The organism is Rheinheimera sp. NSM, from assembly GCF_052380015.1.
Taxonomy (GTDB): domain Bacteria; phylum Pseudomonadota; class Gammaproteobacteria; order Enterobacterales; family Alteromonadaceae; genus Alishewanella.
Genome location: NZ_JBQTCI010000001.1, coordinates 1150249 through 1168704, shown reverse-complemented (window position 1 = coordinate 1168704; position 18456 = coordinate 1150249). Strand labels below are relative to the sequence as shown.

Annotated in this window: 16 protein-coding genes; 3 read left to right on the top strand and 13 right to left on the bottom strand. The window is 53.9% G+C overall.

The features are described from left to right. Window positions 1-13: 13 nt before the first annotated feature. From ACTZWV_RS05195 to ACTZWV_RS05135, 13 genes are all read right to left on the bottom strand, one after another. Window positions 14-316, bottom strand: coding sequence for a hypothetical protein (locus ACTZWV_RS05195; protein ID WP_444785515.1), 303 nt, complete (start codon window positions 314-316; stop codon window positions 14-16). Next, window positions 309-950, bottom strand: coding sequence for a tetratricopeptide repeat protein (locus ACTZWV_RS05190; protein WP_444785514.1), 642 nt, complete (start codon window positions 948-950; stop codon window positions 309-311). The genes ACTZWV_RS05195 and ACTZWV_RS05190 overlap by 8 nt, the downstream gene beginning before the upstream one ends. After that, the gene (locus tag ACTZWV_RS05185; RefSeq protein ID WP_444785513.1) at window positions 937-3771 is read right to left on the bottom strand and encodes a tetratricopeptide repeat protein; all 2835 of its coding nucleotides are present in this window, start codon (window positions 3769-3771) and stop codon (window positions 937-939) included. The genes ACTZWV_RS05190 and ACTZWV_RS05185 overlap by 14 nt, the downstream gene beginning before the upstream one ends. Next, window positions 3768-5651, bottom strand: coding sequence for a hypothetical protein (locus tag ACTZWV_RS05180; RefSeq protein WP_444785512.1), 1884 nt, complete (start codon window positions 5649-5651; stop codon window positions 3768-3770). The genes ACTZWV_RS05185 and ACTZWV_RS05180 overlap by 4 nt, the downstream gene beginning before the upstream one ends. Continuing rightward, window positions 5636-6145, bottom strand: a complete 510-nt coding sequence (locus ACTZWV_RS05175; RefSeq protein ID WP_444785511.1) for an AraC family transcriptional regulator — start codon at window positions 6143-6145, stop codon at window positions 5636-5638. The genes ACTZWV_RS05180 and ACTZWV_RS05175 overlap by 16 nt, the downstream gene beginning before the upstream one ends. A 12-nt stretch (window positions 6146-6157) precedes the next feature. After that, window positions 6158-7294, bottom strand: a complete 1137-nt coding sequence (locus ACTZWV_RS05170) for a DUF3570 domain-containing protein (protein WP_444785510.1) — start codon at window positions 7292-7294, stop codon at window positions 6158-6160. Further along, on the bottom strand, window positions 7281-7595 hold the full coding sequence (locus tag ACTZWV_RS05165; RefSeq protein ID WP_444785509.1) for a DUF4266 domain-containing protein: 315 nt from the start codon (window positions 7593-7595) through the stop codon (window positions 7281-7283). Before ACTZWV_RS05165 ends, ACTZWV_RS05170 begins: the two co-directional genes overlap by 14 nt. Further along, entirely contained in the window at window positions 7561-8043 is a 483-nt protein-coding gene (locus ACTZWV_RS05160) for a TlpA family protein disulfide reductase (protein WP_444785508.1), read from the bottom strand. Before ACTZWV_RS05160 ends, ACTZWV_RS05165 begins: the two co-directional genes overlap by 35 nt. 23 nt (window positions 8044-8066) lie before the next feature. Then, on the bottom strand, window positions 8067-8681 hold the full coding sequence (locus ACTZWV_RS05155) for an outer membrane beta-barrel domain-containing protein (protein WP_444785507.1): 615 nt from the start codon (window positions 8679-8681) through the stop codon (window positions 8067-8069). Beyond that, a complete protein-coding gene (locus ACTZWV_RS05150; RefSeq protein WP_444785506.1) occupies window positions 8651-9373 on the bottom strand; it encodes an SH3 domain-containing protein in 723 nt (240 codons plus the stop codon). The genes ACTZWV_RS05155 and ACTZWV_RS05150 overlap by 31 nt, the downstream gene beginning before the upstream one ends. Beyond that, window positions 9374-11983, bottom strand: coding sequence for an HzsA-related protein (locus ACTZWV_RS05145; RefSeq protein WP_444785505.1), 2610 nt, complete (start codon window positions 11981-11983; stop codon window positions 9374-9376). 160 nt (window positions 11984-12143) lie between these two features. After that, a complete protein-coding gene (recA, locus tag ACTZWV_RS05140) occupies window positions 12144-13187 on the bottom strand; it encodes a recombinase RecA (RefSeq protein WP_305552684.1) in 1044 nt (347 codons plus the stop codon). A 62-nt stretch (window positions 13188-13249) separates the two neighbouring features. Continuing rightward, window positions 13250-13750, bottom strand: a complete 501-nt coding sequence (locus ACTZWV_RS05135) for a CinA family protein (RefSeq protein WP_444785504.1) — start codon at window positions 13748-13750, stop codon at window positions 13250-13252. Window positions 13751-13782: 32 nt separating this feature from the next. On the opposite strand from ACTZWV_RS05135, the gene mutS reads away from it, so the two are divergent. The 3 genes from mutS (at window position 13783) to ACTZWV_RS05120 (ending at window position 18450) form a co-directional block, all read left to right on the top strand. Further along, complete coding sequence (mutS, locus tag ACTZWV_RS05130; protein WP_444785503.1) at window positions 13783-16353, top strand: DNA mismatch repair protein MutS; 2571 nt, start codon at window positions 13783-13785, stop codon at window positions 16351-16353. A gap of 286 nt (window positions 16354-16639) precedes the next feature. After that, complete coding sequence (locus ACTZWV_RS05125; RefSeq protein WP_444785502.1) at window positions 16640-17809, top strand: benzoate/H(+) symporter BenE family transporter; 1170 nt, start codon at window positions 16640-16642, stop codon at window positions 17807-17809. Continuing rightward, window positions 17809-18450 (top strand): GntR family transcriptional regulator, encoded by a 642-nt coding sequence (locus ACTZWV_RS05120; protein ID WP_444785501.1) that lies wholly within the window; start codon window positions 17809-17811, stop codon window positions 18448-18450. The genes ACTZWV_RS05125 and ACTZWV_RS05120 overlap by 1 nt, the downstream gene beginning before the upstream one ends. The last annotated feature ends 6 nt before the right edge of the window (window positions 18451-18456 follow it).

Sequence of the window (18456 nt, the reverse complement as noted above, 5' to 3'; positions counted from 1 at the left end):
GAAAAACATCCTCTTATTGCTTTTGTGGGTTAACTGACTGTGTTATTGGTAACGTAGTAGTGCTTTGCTGCACCGCGATAAACCGCAAAAACTGGCTGCGATCCAGTGGCGACACTGTGGGGCTTTGCAGTTGTAACGGTTGGCCCGGAATGCGGATCAGGCTGACCGGACTTTGCCACGGCAGCACATAGATGGTTTTCGGCTGCTCCTGATTGCCGCTGATGGTGCTCTCCAGCTGCACGGTTTGTTCCCGCTGCTGCGCGCACAATCCACTGCTGAGCAACAACAAGGCTGACACTAATAACGTTTTATTCATCATCCGGCTCCTTCGCTGCCTGCGCCGGCAACTGATCCAGCTCTTGCTCCAGCAACGCCAGCCACATTTTGGCCTGGCCGTCCTGCGTTAACGCATAGTATTGCTGATAATGATAATGCGCCTGCAACGGCTCACCTAAGTACAGCTCATATAAAAAGGCGAGGTTTTTATGCGCGACGGCGTACTTAGCGTCCGCTTGCAAAGCGCGCTGAAAATGGCGCTCTGCCTGGCGAAAATTGCCTTGTTGTCTGGCTAATACGCCGGATAAATTATGCCCGTCGCTGTGCTGCGGTGTGCCAGCCAGCAGTTGCGCTAAACTTTGCTGTGCCGCAGCGATATCACCGCCCTGCCACTGGCTGAGCGCCAGGTTATAACGGATGCCCGGCAGCTTGGGTAACTGCGCCGCTAACGGCTGCAATATAGCGGTAGCAGCCGCAAAGTTACCGCCACTGAGCTGCTGTTTTGCCTGCTCAAACTGCTGTTGCTGCGCCGCGCTTAATACCGGCTGCGCTATTTGCGTCGCGTCAGTTGCCTGTTGTGCCGCCGGCTGCGGCGTTAGCGGCGGCGCTATTGGCAAACTGCAGCCGCTAAGCCACAACACAGCCACTACCAGGCAGAACTTAATTCGCATCATCGGCCACCCCGGCATAGGCTTCGGTTTTATTAAATTTGGCCGGCAGCAATACTGCCAACCGCGTAAAGCTTTGCCTGATCCAGTCATCCCATAACTGTTGTTGGGTTAAACGGGTGTTTTGCTGATAAATGGCAATGGCCTGCTCTTCAAACGGATAGGCCTGCTCTTCAAGCAGCAGCTCGTATTCTTCCAGTGCCAGCTCGTCTAACCCCTTGGGGCGGTCAGAATCGAGCAACGCTTTGGCCATCTGCTGATACAGTTCAGCCACGCGAAACTGTGCTTCACTGAGTAAACCGGCAATACCGTACTGCATGCTTTGCTCATAGCGTTTAATAGCATCAGCCATATGTAAACGTTTTTTCTTCAGGCTTTGTGCCAGCGGATGCGCCAGCCGCACCGCCGCAAACAAGCCGCTTTCATGCCGGCCCAACTCCAGCAGCGCCTGTGCCGCCAGTTGCTGCGTGCGTTCATTGCCTTCGTTGGCAAATTGCTGCTCAAAAGCGGCGATTTTGTCGCGCCAGAAATTCTGCCGGTACAGGTCTTTTTGTGTTTGATACAGCTGCACTAACTGATAGCGCGCTTCTTGCGCCAACAGATGCGGCTGCGGATAACGGTTAGCATAACTGCGCCAGTTATCCAGTGCTTTGGCGGTATCGCCGCTGCGCTGGTAATACTGCGCTGCCAGATACAGCGCTTCGCGCTGCTGCGCCGGCTCTGTTGCCGAGGTTGCAAGTTTAGTCAGTTCGCCGGCTGCTTTATCCCACTGCTCTGAGCGCTCATAGCTGTCGAGCAATTGGGCTTTGGCGGCAATGCCGCGCTCTGTTTGCGGATAACGCTGAATAAAAGCAGTTAGCAGCGGTATGGCCGCGGCCCAACTTTTAGCGCTAAGCAACAGGCTGATTTGCTGATACGCGGCGGCTTCGTGATAAGCCGAGTCCGGTAGCAAGGTCAGCAGCCGCTGCAAATGGCTCTGCACCGCCTCAGTCGTGGCATCAGCTTGTTGTGCCTGCTGATAAATAGCCGAGGCTAACTGCCCGGTGAGTAAGCTGCGACGCTCTTTATCCAACTGCTGCGTTAACAGCATACTGATACTGTGTTCTGCTGCCGCATATTGTTGTAACGCCAGCTCGCTTTGGCTATGCAAAAACTGCGCTTCCTGCACCAGCTCCGGGCGGCTTTGTGCTGCCCGCGGCCACTGTATAACGCTGTTGCTGTGTGTTAACACGCCATAGTAATCCTGCTCGTTGTAGCGCTGCTGCAACTGTTGCAGTGCCACTTGCTGCGCCGCCGGATGGCTGCTGTGCGTTGCGACAAAATCGCTTTGCTGCTGCCATAACCGCAGCGCATTGGCCTCGCTCAAGGCAGCCAGTTCGGTGCTGAGTAATAAGGCTTTATAGGCGGCGTCCTGCGCGGTAAACAAGCTGGCATCGGTCAGTGCCGGGCCATAACCCAGTTCGGTATACAGTGTCAGCGCTTGCTCTGTCATCGCCGCGCCGGCGTAAGATTCTGCCAGCAAATAGCGGATATCGGCCACAGAGTAACCCGGCGCTGTAGCCTGCTGTAACAGCGGATCCTGCAGTACCGCCAGCATTTGCAGCCATAAACCGCTAACTGCCGCAAATGCCGGTGCTGCGGTATCCGCCGGCATAGCGCCGGCAGCAGCGTACTGTTTGCGGGCAAAGTAATCCAGATACTGCAGCAGCTGCGGCTGCACTTCTGCTAACTCTTCGCGTCCGGCGCGGCGCCAGAATTCAGATTGCGGCCCAAATAAGCCGATATAGTGCTGCTGGGCACTCAGAGCCTGCTCTGCATCGGCATGGGCTAAATAATGTTGAATAATATGCAGCTGAAAACGGGCGGCAGTCAGGTTATGCGGGTAATCGGCGATAAACAGCCGGTAAGTATCAAGGCTGGCGGCAATTAAGTCTTTCGACGCCAGAAATTCTGCCAGGCCCTGATACAGCTCAGCCAGTAGCATTAGCGGCCGCTCACCACGCTGATAGCGCACCCGCTTTAACAGTGCCTGCAAGCTTTCGCCCTGTTGCTGATAACTTAACGAAATGCTTAAGGTGCGCAGCACTTCTTCGCGCAGGCTCTGTTGCGGCTGTTGCTGCTCTGTCAGCAGCAATTCGCTGTAGCTTTGATCCAGCACCTGTAAAAACTGCTCATCAGCCTGCTCAAACTGCTGCAGTTTAAAATAGCTCCAGCCGGCCATATAGCGGCCATGCTGCGCCAACGCTACGTCAGAGCCGTTTAATACCGCCAAAAAGGCCGGTAGCGCCGCATCATAATCGCCCTGGCTGTAATGAATATCGGCCTTACGAAACCAGGCTTCAGCGGCAAACCCTGAGTCGGGATACTGCTGCAGCAATATATTTAGCTGCTCAAGGCAAGCTTGTTGCTGGCCAAGCAAGTCGTAACTGCGTGCCAGCTGATAGCGGATCAGCTCGTTGTTCGGATCCTGCGGGTAGTCATTCAGCAATTGCCGGTAACGGCTTACCAGTTGCTGCAATGCCGCTTGCTCAGCGTCCGGCGGCAACTCTGCGCGCTCCAGCTGATTAGTGTGCATTTGCGACAAGCGGTATAAAATCTTTTGCCGTGTTTGCGGCTCAGGCTGCAGCGCCAAAATTTGCTGATATAAGCTGTCCAACTGTTGTTCGGTTACCGCCACATCCTGCTGCAGAATGCTGCGGTCAAACGCCGGCAAATCTGCCAGCCGTTGCCGCTTTACTGCGGTATCGGTGTTGCTGCAGCCAAACAGCAATACACTGCAGCACAGTAGCAGCATACCGGGTTGCGGTTGCAGTGCACGGCGCTTCATGGCTGGCCTCCACCGGCATTGGTATCTGCCATCAGCAATACCCGCTCCATCACCCGCGCCATTGATTCTTTATTGTGTCGTTGTAACTGTGTTAACTGCGCCAACTGCTGCTGGCGTATATGCTGCAACTGTTGATTTAACTGCGCCAACAGCTGTTGCTGCTGGCTTAGCAGCGCCAGATTAAGCTGTTGCTGTTGTTGGGTTAACTGCGCCAAGCGCTGTTGCAATTGCTGCAGCCTTGCAGCCTTACCACCGCGCTGTTGCAACGCAGCCAACTGCTGCTCCAACGCACTGAGCTGTGTGGCTAACTGTTGCTGCGCCCGTTGTAATTGCCAGCGCCGCTGTGCAGCGGTATCGCTGTACTGCCATTGCAGCAAACCGCGCAGCCGTTGCAAGCGCTGGCGGTAGGCGGCTGCCGGTTGGCCGTTTTGCTCCAGTTGTTGCAAGCGCTGCTCTGAGCGTTCTAGCCTGCTAAGTTGTTGATAAGGCTCGCCCTGCCATAACGCCAGGGCCATCGGTGCGGTGGCGGCCTCATTTATCTGTTGTTGTAATTGTGTATAGCGCTGGCTCAGTTGCTGCTTGCGGGCCACTAACAGCGGCAGCTGCTGCGTCAGCAATTGCTGCTGTTGCGTCAATTTATAAGCAGTCACTTCTTGCAACTGCAGCAGCCGCTGTTGCCGTTCTGGCGCCGCATTCAGTTGCTGTTGCAGTGCCAGCGCATCCTGCTGTAAGCGGTGCAGATTATTGTCATTGCTCAGTTGCAGTGTTTGCCATTGCGACAAGCCTTGTTGCAGTTGGCTTACCTGCAGCGGCGTGGCCTGCTGGTTAATCAATTGCGTTTGCTGCTGATAATATTGCTGCGCCCAGTGGTAAGCGGCCAGGGCATCGCGTGGCTGCAGTGAGCGCTCCAACTGCTCACCAATACGGGTGGCGGCTTGCCAGGCCGTGAGGCTGAACGGTTGTTGTTTAATTTGCTGCTGTAACACGGCCAGTAAGGCAGGTATATGCCGCTGCTCTGTCAGAATATGGCTATACAGTTGTAAGGCGCTGCTACTGAGCACACTGTCGGCGCCAAAGTTGGCTAAGATACGATCTGCACCGGCAAAATCCTGCTGTTCGATCAGTAATTGTGCTTGTGTCAGTTGTACATAGTCGTCCAGCGCCTGCTGCTCTTGCTGCGGGTACACAAAACCCTGCGGCTGTGACTGCAGCGGCCACTGGCCACTGAATAACCGTTGCCAAAAGCCTTGCGGCGCATCAACCGCCAACTGCTGTTGCAACCGGCTGAGCCACTGCAGCGCTTTTTCCGGCTGTTGTTTGGCCAGCACTAACGCCTGATTACTGATGATATAGGGCATTTCCGGCTGCTGTGCTAACGAGACAAAATCCGGTTGCGCCGGTATCTCGATATCCGGCCAGCTGATCAGCTGGCTCAGCAACTGCTGCTGGCCCAGCCAGGCACCGTCGGCGGTAATGTTCACCTGCGCCAAATACTGCCGCGCCGCGGCTTTATCACCTGACTCCAATTGGTAACGGGCAAATTGCAACAAGGCAATATTGCGCAACGCTTTGGGTAAGGCATTTTCGCTATCGTCCGGGTTGGCCAACAACGTCGACAACACTTCTGCGGCGTGTTGCGGCATCATCAGTTGCAGATATAAACCGGCTTCAAGCAACTGAGTGCGCTGATCCTGCTGTGGTGCCAACTGCAAGGCTTCCAGGGCTTGCGCCGGTTGCTGTTGATAAAACGCCCACGCCGCCTGGCGGTAGTGTTTCTCCGTTAACAGCTGCTGCTTATCGTTTACTGCCGCCTGCGCAAAGGCCGGCGTTGCATGCAGCGCCAACAGATACAACAGCGGGCAAATCAGTCGTTGGACCATGGCTGCACAATAAAGTCGGGTTGATAGTCGCTGCTGCGGTCCTTCACCTGTAGCTCCAGCAACACGGCATCGTCTGCTTTGGCAAAACGGTAATTTACCGCACGGCGGTAATCGCGGTTATCCGGGCCTTTGCCGACAAATACCGCGGTAAGATTATGCTCACCGGCTTTGACATTGCCTTTATACAACGGCTGAATAGCGCCGCGTTGCAGGGCTTCACGTTGCTGCGTGGTGTAGAGAAAAGCACCGACCGGTTTGTCGTTCAGGATCAGCTCTACACTGTCAATTTGAAAAAACTGACCGCTGTCGACCGACAAAAATACCGCCAGCTGCGTTTCCGGCGGAAACAGCAGCTCTTCTTCGAGCAAAAACAGTTCACGGTTTAACTGGATCACCTGCTGCTTCAACTGCTCTAACTGCGAGCTAACCGGCGCCGTATCGGCACTGGCTAAGGCGCTTAACCATAACAATCCACTTAGTATCAGCGTTCTCATTGGTGTGTCCCGTTAAAAGTAAATACTGAAAAACGCCCGCAACACATTGGCGTCCAGGCTATACAGGGGTTCAAGCCCGGCGCCGGCGTCAGTGATGGTGACATTGCGGAAATTTTTATAGTTAAAGCGAATATGATCCCACTGCAGGTTCAGCTCGGGCTTCGCCTGCGGCCAGAAATCCCACACTGGCAGGCGATAACCGGCGCCCAGGCCTAAGGTCAGGTTGTCAAATTCACTGAGCTCTTTGTCGCGTGCCATAAAATTCTGTTGGTTGGCAAAATCGAATAGATCGCGGTAAAACTCGGCCTGGCCCTGGCTGTACCAGCGCACCTTGGCCTCCAGCGTCCACTGATTTGTCAGCGGATGCACATATTCCACTTCCGCATCAAAGGCGCGGATGTCCCAGCTGTCCTGGTAATGCCGCAGGTTCAGGCTTAGCGCGGCGCGGTACGGCAAGTACACTTTGTTAACCAACGACACGGCAAAGCCGTTGCGGGTATCGGGATATACCTCGCGCTGATAACCGTAACCCAGCGGCTCGGTTGCATCGCGAAAACGCACACTGCGATAGGGGTTATTTAAAAAGCCTTCGTCTAAGTCGACCTGCATATTCAGCGCCGCTATCCAACTGCTGCTGAGCACCTGAGTCCAGCCAAACTTGTAATTAAACCGTTTTACATCGGCACTGAAGCTTTCATCACCGTTGCGACCGACAGTGTCATCACCCATCCCGGCTTCCAGGCTCAGTGTCGTCATACCGCCAAAAGTATCGTGCGCTATGCCGAATGACACTGACTTAGCGTTGTAATCGTCTTCATCACTTTGCGCATAATTCAGACTTAAAATGCTGTTGCCGGCCAGATAATCTACACCCAGACGTTTTTCGTGCCGCGTTTCAGTGTAGGCCGAGGCGGTGGCTTCTACGTCGATGGACGCACCGGAGACAGTGTCGATGTAGTAATAGGCTGATAACGACACCGACTGGCCAGCTTTTTTACGCAGCATCACGGCCGGGCCGTCAATAGACACGCCACCGCCCTGATAGCCGTGGTACATCAGATCAGCCCTGTCTTCGGGCAATACCGCTGCCTGGACCAGAGCGCCGCTTAGCAGCAACAAGGCAGCGGCAATGACTCTAATTACAGCCACAACCACCGCCCCCGCTGCCATTAGCACCTTTGGCCGCTTCACGTGAGTCCTGCACATGGGCCACATGTTGCAGTGCTACCGGATGGCGGCCAAACGCCATAATAGGATCGGCCAATTTGTCGCGCTCATAGGGCTTTACCCAAGGCTGAATACTGCTGCAACCACTTAGCAACACTAATGCCGCCGGTAACAACAGGCGCACAGCGGCCGGCACCGGCTTGTTAGTCCGGTTATTCGCGCTGCTATTCACGACGTTATTCGCGCTGTTATTCACGAAGTAAGGTTTTAATATCATCTTCATACTTTTTCTCATAACCCGGCTTATAGCCGCGATGCACAGTACGCACCTTGCCGTCTTTATCCAGGATCACCGTAGTGGGCATCGCTTCAACGCGGTAGTCTTTGGATACGCTGTTATCGATATCAAACAAAATCGGAAACGCTACCTGCACCTTGCTAAGATAGGCTTTGGCGGCTGAGCTGTCGTTTTCCACGTTAACGCCCCATACCTGCACGCCCATCATCTGGTACTTTTGTGCCAGTTTATCCAGCGCCGGCATTTCCTGAATACAAGGGCCACACCAGCTGGCCCAGAAGTTAATCAGCATAATGTCGCCGCGCTGTTCCGCCAGCCGCAGGTTATTACCGTCCAAAGCTTTTAACGTGAAATCCGGTGCGGTAGCACCCTGCGCCGTTACTGCTAAGCTACAGGCCAATACCAGCGCCAGTTGTTGTATCCGTTTTTTCATTACTGCCTCTGCTGTTTGCATCGCTAAAAATACACCGCCACACCCAAAGCCAGGCTGAGGTTATGCGTGGTTTTACTGCGTGCCAGAATGGTGGTTTCAAAAATGTAATCGCTGAACGTCAGCTCCAGTGCCAGCCAATCGGTGGCATATAAGCGAAACTGACTGCCCAGTTGCAGCGCAAATACTTTATCGCCGGCAAAGTCGACATTTCCGCCACCAATAAACAGCGACAGTCCGCTGTTCAAGGCGTAGTTTTCGCTTAAAAAAGCTTCACCCGGCAATACCATATAGCCCACATGGGCACCGTAATAACGCCATTGCCGCTCGCTGTCGGTTAATAGCGGTGCCGCGCCGCTTAACTCTTCAAACGAGGTGCGTCCGGCTTTAGCCTGTGCATATTCAGCGCTAAGGTAAAAGTCTTCATTAATATGGTAACTAAGCGCCAGCGCAGCCAGGGCACTGCTGCCGAAATCCTCAATACTCAGCACACCAATGCGGGCGCCAAGCAGCCAGTTTTCACTGTCGAGCAGATCTTCGCTCACTACCTCAGGCGTGATGTCCGGTTCAACCTGCTGCGCTACGGCTGCGGCAGAGGTTAAAGACAGAGCTAGAAAAATACGCTGAAACCAAGTTTCCATGTGTCAATCTCTTCATTGTCGTTACGGTCAGTGACGATAACACTGCGCCGGTATGCCGCGCGGGCGATAAAATTACGGCTCAGGTAATAGCGCAGGCCAAACTCGGCACTGGCCAGACTATTGTTGCGATCCGGTGTTTGCACTAACACAGTGCGCGGTGTGGTGCGTAGCACGCCGCCGCCAATACCAAAGTAAGGTGATAAGCGCCAATGCGGCCACGGGCTTAAATACAGGCTTAGCTCTGCGGCTAAATTATCTGCCTGGTCGCCATTGGCCTGACCAACAGAGAGCTCAGTTTGCAGATAAGGGCTGAACAGATAGGCCAACGATAGCTGATTCATACTGCTGCCGTTAAAATCGCCAAACTGTATGCCGGCCTCCAGCGTGCGCTGTTCAAAAGCCGCCATTCTGTCGTCAGACAAATCAAACTGCTGTTGTTGCGCGGTAATAACTTGTGCCAGGTCGGCGCGTGCCAGCCAGTATTGTTGTTGCTTAAACTCTACCTGCACCCAGTCATGCCGTCGGGTCAGCAGCGTTAAACGCTCGCCCTTAATGGCTACCTGCACTATCGGATAACCGCGGCCGGCACCGGAGTGCAAATTAACAAAATCGCCGCTTACGCTGACATCAACCGGTTCTGCCACAGTGACAAAGCTAAAGATGCTGATGCAGAGCAGTAAAAATCTGATCATCTATTGCTCCGGGATGGCAAAGGGCGAGTTGTAGTACTGGGCACCGATATCCAGCCACTCTGCAACCAGCTTCAACTCTGCCGCCGATAAATAGCCCTGGTGTGAACCACCGGCGCCAAACAGTCCAAAAAATGCGTTACTGCCCAGCGCATTGCCAACACGAAGGGCGGGCGCAACATTAACCGTAACCATAACCGGGATTGGATTACCGCTATCATCAAGGATTAGATCGCCGTCTTCATCGGTCAGAAACAGCAGGTTACCATCGGCATCGGAGGCCTGGATCTGCCGGTCCACCAACACGCCGCCAACTAACTCCTGTTCGTTATCCACGCTTAACAGTTCACGGTAGCTGCGATAGTGCTCTGCTTCCAAATCAGACGGCTCATTATCGAGCTCCAATTGCGCCAGCGGCACGCGGCCGTTGCCATTGGCATCAGTGCGGCTGTGGCAGCTGACACAGGTATTGTCGGCCAGCAATTCATTGCTATCGGGGTCAAAACGGCGCCGGTCCAGCTGCCATAAGGGCTGAATATGCTCAGGATAATCAATACGTAAGCGGCAACTGGCCAGCCATTGGCTAAAACAGGCCACTCCGGCCGGCAGCGGCGTGGTTAAATCCTGCAGACTGACCGTTAAGGGCGCATCTGCAGCGCGCAGTGCCGGATCAGTCCAGATATCCAGATAAACCAAGGCTTCGTTTAGCTCTGGCAGGCCATTTAGGCGCGCGGCAGCTTGCGCCATGGTTTCACCGGCCTGAGCAATAAGTTGCGGGTTAGTATTAGGGAAGGTTCCGCCGCCGGCATGGCCGGGATTGGCCGTTGGCGCTTCGCCGCTTAAGCGGCCATGCGGTGCTGTGCTTTGTGCGCTATGGCACCCATTACAACTGCGTGTTTCGCCCGGCCGCAGGGTGATCCACTGTTGGTGCAGTGGCGAAATAGCTTGGCCCTGAGCATTTAGCAGCGCCAAATTAAACGGCACATTGGCCGGGACCTTGACCTGTACCGAGCCATCCGGCTCTATTGCTACAGTGCCGAGAATTTCGCGCATCAGTTGGCGACGGCTGACACCAAAGGCAGAACCGGGTACATCCAGTACCTCTTCCGGCGGCATCGGCACGCCGCGCACCAAGCGTAAAAACCGCGCCGGGCGCTCATCCGCCGTGCTTTGCATCGGGTCGGCCAGTTGCGCTATGTTTAGGCTGGCAGTGCCGGCAAAATCGTACACGCTGCGAATATCCAGCACGGCGGCATTTTCAGCGGCTAACTCTGCATCCAGTAACGGGTTCTGTGGTAAAAACGCGCCGGCGCTGTATGCTTGCAGCACCACAGGTTCTGCTACCAGCAAGCCTTCTGTACCGGGCCGCACAGGTACCTGTGTTTGTTTTTCAGTATCAAATAACCATAAACCGTACAAAGGTGCTGCCAACTCTGATCCACTGACGTCCTCTACCTGAGCACAGCTGAAAGCCATCTCTTCTACCAACACCCGACAAGGTGACCAACTGACTAAAAAACGGCCGCTGCCATCTTTTAACGGCGCATAGCTGTGCACGGCACCGGCCGATTCAGTGCGTTCTGTGTTATCAAAAGCCCATGGAAACAGTGGCGTTTGCGCCGGCAGGTTCAGCGTTTCGCCAAACAGAGCCTGCTCATTGTCACTGGCCAGCGCCAAGGCTACTTGTTGTGGCCAGCTGTTGTAATAAGGTGCATCGTTGCCGGCCAGTGCTACGCTCACCGAACCATCGTCAAGTACTATAGCTTTAGCAAACTCCACTCTGGATAAACCGGCGCCACTGTTATGCGAATGCCAGCCATAGACTAACTGGTTTTCGCTTCCATCCGGTTGCATTTGGTACCAGTTAAACATTGAACGATCGCTCTGGTTGTCCCAGCGACTATACAAAATATAGCCATCGTCCAGCACAACCGGATACAGGTCGTGGCTTAAGTTAAAGCTCAGCTGTTCAATGCCGCTACCATCGGCATTCATCAGGTGCAGGTTAAATGCCGGTGCGTTTAAATTTTCATCCAGCGCCGTGTATTGCGGTTTAAATTCGTCCAGCAGAATTTGCCGTGCGGTGGTCTGGCGGGTAGAGCTGAAAATAATCCGGCCATCCGGTAAGAATGCCGGGCTGATATCATGGCCGCGCTGCGCCAATTGGGCATCGGCAATCAGTGGGCTGACAGTTTTACTTTGTACATCATAACGCCACAAATCCCATTTCGGTTGCAGCTCTGCAGCCACGTTGTCCAGTGCCGGTGCCCGTAAGGCAAACACTAAGGTTAAGCCATCGGGCGACGCACTGAGGTCTTTGACGTCATATAACGCACCTTCGGCAAACAGGCCGGCGGTCAGCTCTGTTTCAGCAGATTGGGCAAAGGCATTTTGTTTTAGCAGTAAACGGGCGCCCGGGTTAAAGGCTGCAGGGTCAGTCAGGTTGGTTTGATAAGATTCATCGTCGTTAATCCGCAGTGGCCGTTCAACAAAAGCCAGCGCAATTTCCTGCACCACAGGATCTGTAGGCTCATCCTGCACGCTGATATCGGCTTTACAGGCCACCAGCACCATACAGACTGCAATCAGGCATAGCCTTGTTATTATTATCATTATTCCGACACCGGCTATCGTTTACTGCTTGTTTACGTTTTCAGGCCAAATAAAATGGCGAAGTCAACAGCTTATCGCTGCATTGACAGCAGAGCAAGTTAAAATTTATGACAAAAAAAGCCAGCATAAGCTGGCTTTATTAACGACAGATGAACAGGCCTTATAAGTCGGCTTCAAATGCCTCTGGTATGCTTTCTTCAATCGGTTTTTCACCCGGCTTTAACAACAAGCGGGCGCGCAATTCTTTCTCAATTTCGTCGGCTACCGGTTGGTTATCGGCGAGGAACTTCATCGCATTGGCTTTGCCCTGGCCAATTTTATTGCCCTGATAAGCGTACCAGGCACCGGCTTTGTCCACTAAGCCCTGGGCTACGCCTAAATCAATCAGCTCGCCCAGTTTGTTAATGCCGGCACCGTACTGAATAATAAACTCAGCTTGTTTAAACGGCGGCGCCACTTTGTTTTTCACTACTTTAACGCGGGTTTCGTTACCGGTAATTTCATCACCGTCTTTTACCGAACCGATGCGGCGAATATCTAAGCGTACCGACGCATAGAATTTCAGTGCATTACCACCGGTAGTGGTTTCCGGGTTACCAAACATCACACCGATTTTCATCCGGATTTGGTTGATAAAAATACATAAAGTATTAGAACGCTTAATATTACCGGTTAGCTTACGCAGTGCCTGTGACATTAACCGGGCTTGCAAGCCCATGTGGCTGTCGCCCATGTCGCCTTCAATTTCCGCTTTTGGTGTTAATGCGGCTACCGAGTCGACTACTACGACATCTACAGCAGCAGAGCGTACTAACATGTCACAAATTTCCAGCGCCTGCTCACCGGTATCCGGCTGGGATACCAGCAGGTCTTCTACCTTAACACCCAGCTTTTTGGCATAAACCGGATCCAGCGCGTGCTCGGCATCGATAAAAGCACAGGTTTTACCGGCCTTTTGCGCTTCGGCAATAACCTGTAAGGTTAAGGTGGTTTTACCGGACGACTCCGGGCCATATATTTCGACGATACGGCCATAAGGTAAACCGCCGATACCCAGCGCGATATCCAGACCTAAAGAACCGGTAGATACCGCAGCTATATCCAGCGCCGTGCTGTCGCCCAGACGCATAATAGAGCCTTTACCGAACTGACGTTCAATTTGACCTAAGGCGGCTGTGAGCGCTTTTTGTTTGTTGTCGTCCATTTTTATATCCATGGTTGAGCCGGGCTTGCCGGACAATTAACACTGTATGCTCGTACAGTAGTCTAGTTTGCTAAAGCTGTCAACAGCTCAATGCTTTGTTTCAGGGCATAATCGATAGCCTGCTGGCGTACCTGCTGGCGATCGCCGGCCAATACCAAGCGGCTGCTGGCAACCTTGCCATTAATGCAAAAACCAAAGCATACCGTGCCCACCGGCTTATACACTGAGCCACCGTCCGGCCCGGCAATGCCGGACACGGCAATGGCGATATCGGCATTTGCAGCCTTGGCGGCACCTTCGGCCATTTCACGCACAGTCTCTTCACTTACTGCGCCAAATTGCAGTAAGGTAGCGCTGCGCACCGCCAGCAGCTGCTGCTTGGCTTTATTGCTGTAGGTAATAAAACCACGGTCTACATAGGCAGAGCTGCCGGGCACCGCGGTTAAGCAATAAGCAATGCCGCCGCCGGTACAGGATTCAGCAGTGGTGATAGTCCACTTTTTCCGTAATAATAGCTGGCCTAATTCTGTCGCCAGCTGCAGGCTGTCTGCTGCGACCGTCATATTTTATCCAACAGGGAATTCAGAACGCTATTATGCCGTCAGACCAGAAAACGGAGCAAGCCTTAAGCGCACATACCCCCATGATGCAGCAATATCTGGGCTTAAAAAGTCAACACCCCGACATCCTGCTGTTTTACCGTATGGGCGACTTTTACGAGTTATTTTACGACGATGCCAAACGGGCCTCGGCCTTGCTGGATATCTCGCTGACCAAGCGCGGCCAAAGTGCCGGCACACCGATACCGATGGCCGGCGTGCCCTATCATGCCGTAGAGGGCTATTTAGCCCGGCTGGTACAACTGGGCGAGTCTGCCGCAATTTGCGAACAAATTGGCGATCCGGCCACCAGCAAGGGCCCGGTCGAACGCAAGGTGGTACGTATTGTTACCCCCGGCACAGTTACCGATGAAGCCTTATTAAATGAGCGCCAGGACAATTTGCTCTGTGCCATCAGTGTGCTGCGCGGCCACTATGGTTTGGCGCAACTGGATATCAGCAGTGGCCGTTTTTTGCTCAACCAGGTAGATAATATTGATGACTTAGCCGCGCTGCTGCAACGGCTGAACCCGGCAGAATTATTGTATCCGGAAGATTTTGCCGACACCTACCTGGTGGAAAAGCGCAAAGGTGCGCGCCGCCGCCCGGTGTGGGAATTTGAACTGGCTACCGCTAAACGCTTATTGTGTCAGCAATTTGGTACTAAAGACTTACTCAGTTTTGGCGTTGACGACGCACCGGTAGCGTTAATGGCGGCCGGTTGTGTGATGCAGTATGTTAAAGACACCCAGCGCACTGCCCTGCCGCATATCCGCGCCGTGGCACTGGAGCGCTCGCAGGACAATATCGTACTGGACGCCGCAACACGGCGTAACCTGGAGCTGACGCAAAACCTGGCCGGTAACTATGAACATACCCTGGCCGCCGTGCTTGACCGCAGCCAAACCGCTATGGGCTCGCGCTTATTAAAACGCTGGATCCACGCACCGCTGCGCGATCAAAACCAGATCAATGCCAGGCTGGATGCCGTAACAGAGCTGGCCACAGAATATGAGCAATTACAGCCGCTGTTGAAACACATCGGCGATATAGAACGGGTAATAGCGCGGCTGGCGCTGCGCAGTGCCAGGCCACGTGATTTTGCCCGGCTGCGCCAGGCTCTGCAGCAGTTGCCGCTGTTAGCACCGGAATTAGCACCGCTTAACAGCGCCTTGCTAAAGCAAATCGGCCTGGCCGCCCAACCGCTGCCACAGCTATGCCAGCTGTTAGAGCAAGCCATAGTAGAAGCACCGCCGGTATTAATTCGTGATGGCGGCGTTATTGCGCCGGGCTACAACACCGAACTGGACCACTGGCGTGCGCTGGCCACCGGTGCCACCGATTATTTAGAACAACTGGAGCTGCGCGAACGTGAGCGCACCGGTATCGCCTCGCTTAAAGTAGGCTTTAACCGTATTCATGGCTATTACATTGAAACCGGCCGCAGTGCCGATACTAAAGTACCGCCGGAGTATGTACGCCGCCAAACGCTGAAAAACAACGAGCGTTATATTATTCCGGAGCTCAAAGAATACGAAGACAAAGTACTGGGCAGCCAAAGCAAAGCTTTAGCAGTGGAAAAACAGCTGTATGAGCAATTATTTGAGCTGACCGCGCCCTTTTTGGCGCCGCTGCAACAACTGGCGCGGGTACTGGCCGAGCTGGATGTGCTGTGCACCTTTAGCGAACGCGCCGACAGCCTAAACTACTGCCGGCCACAGCTAAGCAGCCAAACCGGCATAGTGCTGGAACAAGCCCGTCACCCGGTGGTAGAGCAGGTGTTAACCGAGCCGTTTATTGCCAACCCGCTGACATTAAACAGCCAGCGCCGCATGCTGATGATTACCGGGCCGAATATGGGCGGTAAATCAACTTATATGCGCCAAACTGCACTCATTACTCTGATGGCCTGTATCGGCTGCTTTGTGCCGGCGGCAAAAGCGCAAATAGGCCCGATAGATCGTATCTTTACCCGTATCGGCGCCTCAGATGATCTGGCCTCCGGCCGCTCTACTTTTATGGTGGAGATGACCGAAACCGCCACTATTTTGCACCATGCCACTGAGCACAGCTTAGTGCTGATGGATGAAATAGGCCGCGGTACCAGTACCTATGACGGCTTAAGCCTGGCGTGGGCCTGTGCCGACTATTTAGCCGGTAAAATTAAGGCGTTAACCCTGTTTGCTACCCATTACTTTGAGCTGACCGAGCTGGCAGAGCAGTTACCCGGTTTGGCCAATGTGCACCTGGATGCGGTAGAGCATGGTGATGATATCGTATTTATGCACCACGTGCAGGACGGCGCCGCCAGCAAAAGCTTTGGCTTACAGGTAGCCCAGCTGGCCGGTGTGCCTAAAGCTGTTATTCAGCGCGCACGGCATAAATTAACCGAGCTGGAGCAACACAGCAGCACAGCGCCGCTGAAAGCTGCGGTAAACACACAGCCACAACTGAGCTTGCTGCACGAAGAGCACCCGGTGGTGGATCAGTTACGCACTATTAACCCCGATGATTTAACCGCCCGCCAGGCACTGGAGTTGTTGTATCAGCTAAAGCAACAGCTATAACTCCGATGGGCAATCCAGCCAGAATCGGTTTGTTCTAAGCTGACCGTTGCAGGCCAGGATGCTGACAAATTCGCCGGGAGCGAATTTGAACAGCTTCGCTGATCCGTCAGGATAAACTTCATGGATGAAGTTTATAATCGAGCCTACAGGGATGTATTTACGGCGTGTCAGCGTGGACAAACCGGTTCGGGCCGCCACACTAATCTGCATCCCTTTCGCTGTAATTACTTGACAAAAAATGTATACATTTTAAATTAGGTATACTTTTTATAGTTTGAGCAAGTTCATGCTGATTAAAGATCTTAGTCTGTCGGCGGTCGTCGCGGGCTTTGTCGCCGTGCTGGTAGGCTTTGCCAGTTCAGTGGCGATTGTATTACAAGCGGCAGCGGCGGCGGGTGCCACTCAGGACATCATGGCGTCCTGGTTGCTGGCACTGGGCATCGGCATGGCCGCTACCTGTATTGGTTTGTCCTGGTATTACAAAGCGCCGGTTATTACCGCTTGGTCTACCCCTGGCGCTGCACTGCTGGCAACCAGCCTGCAGGGGTTAACCATTAACGAAGCCGTGGGCGTATTTATTTTTACTGCCGCGCTGGGCGTTGTTATTGGTATCAGCGGCTGGTTTGATAAATTAACACGGCTTATTCCACTGCCGCTGGCCAGTGCTATGCTGGCGGGCATTTTGCTGCAATTTGGCTTAAGTATCTTTACCTCACTGCAAAGCCAGTTACTGTTAGTTGGCCTGATGTGCATCAGCTACTTGCTGGCCAAACGCTTTATGCCGCGCTATGCCATTTTATGGGTATTACTCAGCGGCTTAGTCACCGTAGTGCTACAAGGCCAGTTTGACTACACCGCTGTTACGTTAAGCCTGACCACGCCGGTTTGGGTAACACCGCATTGGTCACTCAGCGCCCTGCTCGGTGTTGGCCTACCGCTGTTGCTGGTTACCATGGCATCACAAAATATCCCGGGCGTCGCCGTTATCCGCACCAGCGGTTACCAAACACCGGTGTCACCACTTATCAGCAGCACAGCCTTATCTACTCTGTTGTTAGCGCCCTGGGGCGCATTTTCGATTAACCTTGCTGCCATTACCGCGGCCATTTGCACCGGCGCTGAAGCACACCCGGATAAAGACAAACGCTACATTGCCGGTATTGCCGCCGGCGTATTTTACCTGCTGGCAGGCCTTGCCGGTGCTACTGTTGTAGCCTTATTTGCCGCTTTTCCCAAAGAGATGATTGCCGCCCTGGCCGGGCTGGCGTTACTGGGCACTATAGGGGCCAATCTGGCGGTAGCCACCGCTGAGGGCGAGCATCGCGAAGCCGCCGTCGTGACCTTACTGGTTACCGCGTCGGGGATCAGCTTTTTTGGTATCGCCGCTGCGTTTTGGGGCATTATTGCCGGTGGCTTAACCTTGCTGCTGGTTAACGGCCTGCGCCGGAGCCGCTGATGCTGAAAAAACAGCAACTGTATCAACAATTAAAACAGGATATTCAGCTGCAGCATTGGGCTCCGGGCCAGGTGCTGACGCAACAGCAACTGGCGCAGCACTACGCTGTCAGCCGTATTGTCGTGCGCGATGCGCAGCATGCCCTGATGAGCGAAGGCTGGTTAGCAGCACATGGTAAAGCCGGTATGCAGGTGCCGGGCTTTAGCGCCGCTGAAGCAGAAGAGCTGTGCATGCTGCGTTTACAGCTGGAACCGCTGGCATTAACCCTGGCGGCAGTCAATCTCAGCTTCAGCCAATTGGGCCAGGCTGAAGACTTGCTGGCCTATATCGCGGCTAATACACAGTTGGCACCTTATCAGCGCGGCGAGTTGAACTGGCAGTTTCACCGCATCTTGTATCAAAGTTGCGCCAAACCGCATTTACTGCGCTTGCTGGATCAGTTACACCAACAGGTATCGCGCTATCTGGGCTACCAGGAACAAGCCCTGGCCTATGCCGATACCAGTGCGGCGGAACATGCCGAACTGCTTAGGTTGTTGCGCAGTGGTAATACTTATCTGGCCAGCGAGCTACTGACGCGGCATATTACCGCTGCCGGTAATTTGCTGGTGCAGTGGCTGCAAAAACAACAAGGCGCCTGAGAGCGC

Excerpts from the sequence above, each read along its gene's own strand:
- ACTZWV_RS05195 (WP_444785515.1), bottom strand. The coding sequence starts at position 316 with ATGAATAAAACGTTATTAGTGTCAGCCTTGTTGTTGCTCAGCAGTGGA.
- ACTZWV_RS05190 (WP_444785514.1), bottom strand. The coding sequence starts at position 950 with ATGATGCGAATTAAGTTCTGCCTGGTAGTGGCTGTGTTGTGGCTTAGC.
- ACTZWV_RS05185 (WP_444785513.1), bottom strand. The coding sequence starts at position 3,771 with ATGAAGCGCCGTGCACTGCAACCGCAACCCGGTATGCTGCTACTGTGC.
- ACTZWV_RS05180 (WP_444785512.1), bottom strand. The coding sequence starts at position 5,651 with ATGGTCCAACGACTGATTTGCCCGCTGTTGTATCTGTTGGCGCTGCAT.
- ACTZWV_RS05175 (WP_444785511.1), bottom strand. The coding sequence starts at position 6,145 with ATGAGAACGCTGATACTAAGTGGATTGTTATGGTTAAGCGCCTTAGCC.
- ACTZWV_RS05165 (WP_444785509.1), bottom strand. The coding sequence starts at position 7,595 with ATGAAGATGATATTAAAACCTTACTTCGTGAATAACAGCGCGAATAAC.
- ACTZWV_RS05160 (WP_444785508.1), bottom strand. The coding sequence starts at position 8,043 with ATGAAAAAACGGATACAACAACTGGCGCTGGTATTGGCCTGTAGCTTA.
- ACTZWV_RS05155 (WP_444785507.1), bottom strand. The coding sequence starts at position 8,681 with ATGGAAACTTGGTTTCAGCGTATTTTTCTAGCTCTGTCTTTAACCTCT.
- ACTZWV_RS05150 (WP_444785506.1), bottom strand. The coding sequence starts at position 9,373 with ATGATCAGATTTTTACTGCTCTGCATCAGCATCTTTAGCTTTGTCACT.
- ACTZWV_RS05145 (WP_444785505.1), bottom strand. The coding sequence starts at position 11,983 with ATGATAATAATAACAAGGCTATGCCTGATTGCAGTCTGTATGGTGCTG.
- recA (WP_305552684.1), bottom strand. The coding sequence starts at position 13,187 with ATGGACGACAACAAACAAAAAGCGCTCACAGCCGCCTTAGGTCAAATT.
- ACTZWV_RS05135 (WP_444785504.1), bottom strand. The coding sequence starts at position 13,750 with ATGACGGTCGCAGCAGACAGCCTGCAGCTGGCGACAGAATTAGGCCAG.
- mutS (WP_444785503.1), top strand. The coding sequence starts at position 13,783 with ATGCCGTCAGACCAGAAAACGGAGCAAGCCTTAAGCGCACATACCCCC.
- ACTZWV_RS05125 (WP_444785502.1), top strand. The coding sequence starts at position 16,640 with ATGCTGATTAAAGATCTTAGTCTGTCGGCGGTCGTCGCGGGCTTTGTC.
- ACTZWV_RS05120 (WP_444785501.1), top strand. The coding sequence starts at position 17,809 with ATGCTGAAAAAACAGCAACTGTATCAACAATTAAAACAGGATATTCAG.